This is a genomic window from Sphingomonas sp. CCH9-E2, assembly GCF_001557215.1.
Taxonomy (GTDB): domain Bacteria; phylum Pseudomonadota; class Alphaproteobacteria; order Sphingomonadales; family Sphingomonadaceae; genus Sphingomonas.
On the sequence record NZ_LSJM01000470.1, the window covers coordinates 1 to 5,179 of the forward strand.

At 65.2% G+C, this 5,179-nt stretch carries 6 protein-coding genes; 3 read left to right on the plus strand and 3 right to left on the minus strand.

Features of this window, described 5'->3' with window-relative positions:
* Window positions 1-89: 89 nt before the first annotated feature.
* On the minus strand, window positions 90-1,529 hold the full coding sequence (locus tag AX681_RS21115) for a serine hydrolase domain-containing protein (RefSeq protein ID WP_066682722.1): 1,440 nt from the start codon (window positions 1,527-1,529) through the stop codon (window positions 90-92).
* Between the two features lie 61 nt (window positions 1,530-1,590).
* On the opposite strand from AX681_RS21115, the gene AX681_RS21120 reads away from it, so the two are divergent.
* The gene (locus tag AX681_RS21120; protein WP_066659894.1) at window positions 1,591-2,760 is read left to right on the plus strand and encodes a winged helix-turn-helix domain-containing protein; all 1,170 of its coding nucleotides are present in this window, start codon (window positions 1,591-1,593) and stop codon (window positions 2,758-2,760) included.
* Between the two features lie 172 nt (window positions 2,761-2,932).
* Here AX681_RS21120 and AX681_RS21125 read toward each other — a convergent pair whose 3' ends face one another.
* Window positions 2,933-3,202 carry an usg protein gene (locus tag AX681_RS21125; RefSeq protein ID WP_066659897.1) on the minus strand — a complete coding sequence of 90 codons (270 nt, stop codon included), beginning with the start codon at window positions 3,200-3,202 and terminating at the stop codon, window positions 2,933-2,935.
* Window positions 3,199-3,699 (minus strand): hypothetical protein, encoded by a 501-nt coding sequence (locus tag AX681_RS22975; protein WP_231733735.1) that lies wholly within the window; start codon window positions 3,697-3,699, stop codon window positions 3,199-3,201. The genes AX681_RS21125 and AX681_RS22975 overlap by 4 nt, the downstream gene beginning before the upstream one ends.
* On the opposite strand from AX681_RS22975, the gene groES reads away from it, so the two are divergent.
* Window positions 3,698-4,012, plus strand: coding sequence for a co-chaperone GroES (groES, locus tag AX681_RS21135; RefSeq protein ID WP_066659900.1), 315 nt, complete (start codon window positions 3,698-3,700; stop codon window positions 4,010-4,012). The genes AX681_RS22975 and groES overlap by 2 nt on opposite strands.
* Window positions 4,013-4,057: 45 nt before the next feature.
* Window positions 4,058-5,179, plus strand: a 1,122-nt coding sequence (gene groL, locus AX681_RS21140) for a chaperonin GroEL (RefSeq protein ID WP_066682728.1), incomplete at its 3' end; no start/stop codon positions are given.

Consider the following 5,179-nt stretch of genomic DNA (forward strand, 5'->3'; position numbering starts at 1 on the left):
CCACAAGCGGTGCGGACGCGCACGCGGCGATCCTAACAGCGCCCGCATCGCGCGAGAGGACGGAATGGCGATGGCAGTCTGAGGAATTGTCAGCGCTGCAATCGCACCACGAATTTGCGGGCCGGGCTCAGCGCTGCGACGAAGCTGCCGTCGGGCTGACGGCGGAAGTCGTAGGTCCCGCTCGGCGTGACGAGGGCACCGCGATCGAGCCGGTCACCCGGGAGGATCGAGATGACGGCCAGCCCGTCGGTGCTGGCCTGAGGCAGAGCATCGAACCAGTCGCCCGCAGCGTTGCCGAGGCCCAGCGTGCCGCGGCAGATGCCGTCCGTCATTGCGAATCGCACCGTGCCGGTCACCGGCTTGTCCCCGAAGCTGCCGCTATATTGGCTCGCCCATATCGGGCAGCGCGTTTGCGGCCCGGTGGGATCGGCCTGGAACGGCGCTGCCAGCATCGCGGCGGTTTCGGTGATGTCCGAAACCCAGACGGCGTTCGAGAGCAGCGCTACGCTTTCGCCGCGCTCAGGGTAGAGCATCAACGCACTGCGCGCACCGATCGCGGCACCGGCATGATGCGCGATCTGTTGCCCGTCATTGTCTGTTCGGATGCGCCAGCCGAAAGCGATGCGATCTTCGCCCTCCATTACCGGCGTCCCGTCGTTCATCAGGCTCGGCGTCCACATCACTGCGCGCGCCTTTGGTGACAGGAAGCCGTCGCGCATCACCCTTGCACCGAACAGTGCAACGCCATGCGCCGTGCCGCGGAAGCCCGCACCACCCCAGGAATAGCTGTAATCGTGGGCGGCCGCGGGACGGATCGCGCCACCTTCAAATTCATAAGCGACCGTATCGTGCGCCGGATCGGGCGCCAGGTCCGGGCGCAGCGGCAGGTCCTGGATCATCGCGCGCGAGACGAAGGACAGGAACGGCATGTCTGCGGCGCCCTCGATCGCCGCGCTGAGCAACGTGTATCCGTAAGAGCTGTATTGATACCGCGTACCCGGCGCGAACAGCAGCGGCCGGTTGGCGAAGATCGCGACCGCCTCATTGACCGAGCCGAAGCGGACCTTTCCGCGCGCGGCATCGACATCCTGATAATGGGGAATGCCCGACATATGCGCCGCGAGCTGGCGCGGCGTGATCTCCGCAGGCCAGCTCAGGCGGACGCCTGGCAGGTAGCGCTGGACTGGTGCGTCGAGGTCCAGCTGCTTGCGGTCGTGGAGCATGATCGCGGCGGTTGCGGTCAGCAGCTTGGAAACACTGGCGAGGCGAAAGCTGGTGTCGGGATCGACCGGCAGCTTTCGTTCGAGATCGCGATAGCCGGCAGTGCCGACCCAGATCAGCGTGCCATCGCGCGTCACGGCCGCGGCCATGCCGGGCACGCCGTTCGCTTCGATTTGAGCAGCGAGGATCGCGTCGGCGATGCGACGCGGTGCGTCGGCATCGGTCTGCGGGGTTTTCGCCAGAGCCGGATTGTTGCATCCGATCGCTGCGAGGGCGATTAGGATGAGCGGGGTGTGGTGCCTTGTCATGCCCCAAGGCTGTGTCCGAACCGGGCAGCGCGACAAGAAAAGAACGGTGAAGATTGGTGAAATGAGCATCGAACTGTGCCGCATACGTCACGCAGTGATCGTCGCTGGCGCTGCGCACCGCTTGCCCGACCTTTCGTTTCGGATGCTCGACCTGCTCGTTTCACGGGCGCCCGACCCGGTTCCATTCGCGGACATCGAGCGCATTGTCTGGGATGCGCACGTCACGCGAGAGACGATCAAGCAGCGGGTGACCTTGCTGCGCGAGAGCCTTGCACAGATCGGCATGGACGGCACAGCAATCGAGGCCGTGCGGAACCATGGCTACCGCACCACCCTGGTCATGCGGGAGGCGCAACCGGCACGCGCATGGCCTGTGCGGCGCATGATCGGGCTCGCCGCGACGACGGCGCTTGCCGCGCTGGCAGCGCTATTTCTGACCTGGCAGGGCCGCGACACGGACGATGCCGCCAAGCCGCTGCTCGCGGTGATCGTCGACCCGGCTGCACCTGGCAGCGATACCGCGCAAGCGGAGGCAGTGCGCCGCGACATGGTCCGCGCGTTTTCCAAATTCGGAGGCGTTCAGGTCATCGACCGGCTTCCTTCCCCGGCCGCGGCACCTGCCTATATCGTGCGATTCTCCCTCGACACGTCCGCGAACAAGGGACAGCTCGCAACCGAGCTTGTCGATGGCGGCTCGGGCGTAGTCCTGTTCGCGGAACGCTATCCCGTATCGGCGACCCGGTCGGATCGGGCGGTGCTCCATTTCGCAAATTACGTGCATGCCCATGTGAGCGCGTTTTCGGGCGGCGGGGCCGGGATGTCGGAAGAATCGCGCGCCCGCTACGCCGAAGCCTATCGGCTCTGGCGGCTCGGTGACCGGCAGAGCCTGGTCGGTGCCCGCAACAGTCTCGCCGCGCTCGCAGACGGGTCCGACGCCAGCGTGATGTCGCGCTCGCTCCTCGCACGCGTCCAATCGGATCTGGTCTTGCGCCATGGCGCGCCGATGGCGCTGGCACGGACAGCCGAGCTCAACATCCGCGCGCTCATCGCGGGGCACCCTGGCCTGGGTGACCTGCGCTATTCGTTGTCCCGCGCATTGCTGGCGCAGGGAAAGCGGCAGGAGGCGCTCGACGCGCTGCGGGTTGCCCAGCAAACCATGCCGTTTCTATCGCGCGACGTCATGGCGATCGAAGGACGATCGCGCCGTCAGCCGGGCACATCCGACCATTGAGGCACGATGATCATCCCGGATGTCGGCTTCCGGGGCGCATTCGGATGGATTTCAGCGGTCGAAGCCGGGACACATTGCGACTGCCTCATGAGTGGGGGCCGATCCGAGGCGCGGCGTGCGGCCGCAACAAGCAATTGCGCAGATGCTGTGTCCCCGCTCGAAAGTTACGTGATCACCGAAGCGGAAACACACCGTCCACCGCGCGCCACTCCGCCGGCCGGATCAGCCGTTCATGCTCGATCCGCACCGAATGCAGCGCAGCCTCGATCTCGCGGCGCCAATGGTCGAGGAAGCCGAGCAGCACCGGGAAATCGGGTGCGAGATCATATTCCTGCCAGGCGAAGAGTTGCAGCAGCGACGGCGCATCGGGGCGATAGTAATGAATTTCCGCGAAGGTGAGCCCATAGCCTTCAAGCTGCACAAGAAGCGCGCGGTCGGTCATAGGCGGGCCATCCGGTGTGCGCGCGATTGGTTCAGCGAACGCAGCGCGGACAAATCCTCGTCGATCAGCCTGTCCCCGGTCGTGCCGGACGGCGGTCGCCAGGCGGATTTGCCCGGAAGCGCGGATGGCTCGCACGCCCAGCGGGCGAGAATGGCACGCCTGACCTCGGGCTCGAGTCTGGGATGGCGCGCGATGTCGAACGGATGAAGAAAACGGGAGACTGGCTGCGACACGGCTGTCCTCCTTCCCTCGTCGTCGCTCCTTGTGCGTTGGGCGGCTGCGCCCAGTGCCAGGAATTTTGGTCGCGCGTCCGCGATGGTCAAGACCCGCACCGGCGGCCGCGCAACCTGGTCGCTGGCACTGCATGAAAACGCGTGCCAAAATTTCTCGCTTCGCCTCTTGAACTGAAAAATCGGCTTTCCCAATTCGCCGCCGCCCGGCGTTCGAACGAGCGCCGGAGACATCACATTCATGTTTTGCAACTGGAGGTTATGCATGCATTTCCGCCCCTTGCACGACCGTGTGGTCGTCCGCCGCATCGAGGCCGAGGAGAAGACCTCGGGCGGCATCATCATCCCCGACACCGCGAAGGAAAAGCCGCAGGAAGGCGAGATCGTCGCTGTCGGACCGGGCGCGCGCGACGAGCGCGGCACGCTGGTCGAGCTTACGGTCAAGCCGGGCGACCGCATCCTGTTCGGCAAATGGTCGGGTACCGAGGTCAAGATCGACGGCGAGGATCTGCTCATCATGAAGGAGAGCGACATTCTCGGCGTGATCGAGAGGGTCGCCGCGGTCCGCCAGGCGGCGTGACCGCATCCCCAATTTTCAGGAAGGACACAGAAAGGAGTCAGGCAGATGGCTGCCAAGGAAGTGAAGTTTGCGTCCGACGCGCGTGATCGCATGCTGCGTGGCGTGGATACGCTTGCGAACGCAGTGAAGGTGACGCTGGGCCCCAAGGGGCGCAACGTCGTGATCGACAAGAGCTTCGGTGCGCCGCGCATCACCAAGGACGGCGTCACCGTCGCCAAGGAGATCGAACTTTCCGACAAGTTCGAGAATATGGGCGCACAGATGCTGCGCGAGGTCGCCAGCAAGCAGAATGACAAGGCGGGCGATGGCACCACCACCGCCACCGTGCTCGCCCAGGCGATCGTCCGCGAAGGCTCGAAGGCGGTCGCGGCCGGCATGAACCCGATGGACGTCAAGCGCGGGATCGATCTGGCCGTGGGCGCGGTGACCCAGGACCTTCAGTCGCACGCGAAGAAGGTCAGCGCCAACAGCGAGATCGCGCAGGTCGCCACCATCTCCGCCAATGGCGATGCGGAGATCGGCCGCATCCTTGCCGAGGCGATGAAGAAGGTCGGCAATGAGGGCGTGATCACGGTCGAGGAAGCCAAGAGCCTCGAGACCGAGCTCGAGACCGTGGAAGGCATGCAGTTCGACCGTGGCTACCTCTCGCCCTATTTCATCACCAACACCGAGAAGCTGCGCGTCGAGCTCGACGACCCGTATATCCTCATCCACGAGAAGAAGCTCTCGAACCTGCAGGCGCTCGTGCCGCTGCTCGAGAAGGTGGTGCAGTCGGGTCGTCCGCTGCTGATCATCGCGGAGGATGTCGAGGGCGAGGCACTCGCGACCCTGGTGGTCAACCGCTTGCGCGGCGGGCTCAAGGTTGCGGCGGTCAAGGCACCGGGCTTCGGAGATCGCCGCAAGGCGATGCTCGAGGACATCGCGATCCTTACCGGCGGCGATGTGGTGAGCGAGGAGCTTGGCACCAAGCTCGAGAATGTCACCGTGTCGATGCTGGGCCGGGCCAAGAAGGTCGTGATCGACAAGGATAACACGACGATCATCGACGGCGTCGGCACCAAGGCCGATATCGACGGCCGCGTCGCGCAGATCCGCCAGCAGATCGAGACCACGACGTCCGACTATGACCGCGAGAAGCTCCAGGAGCGGCTCGCCAAGCTCGCGGGC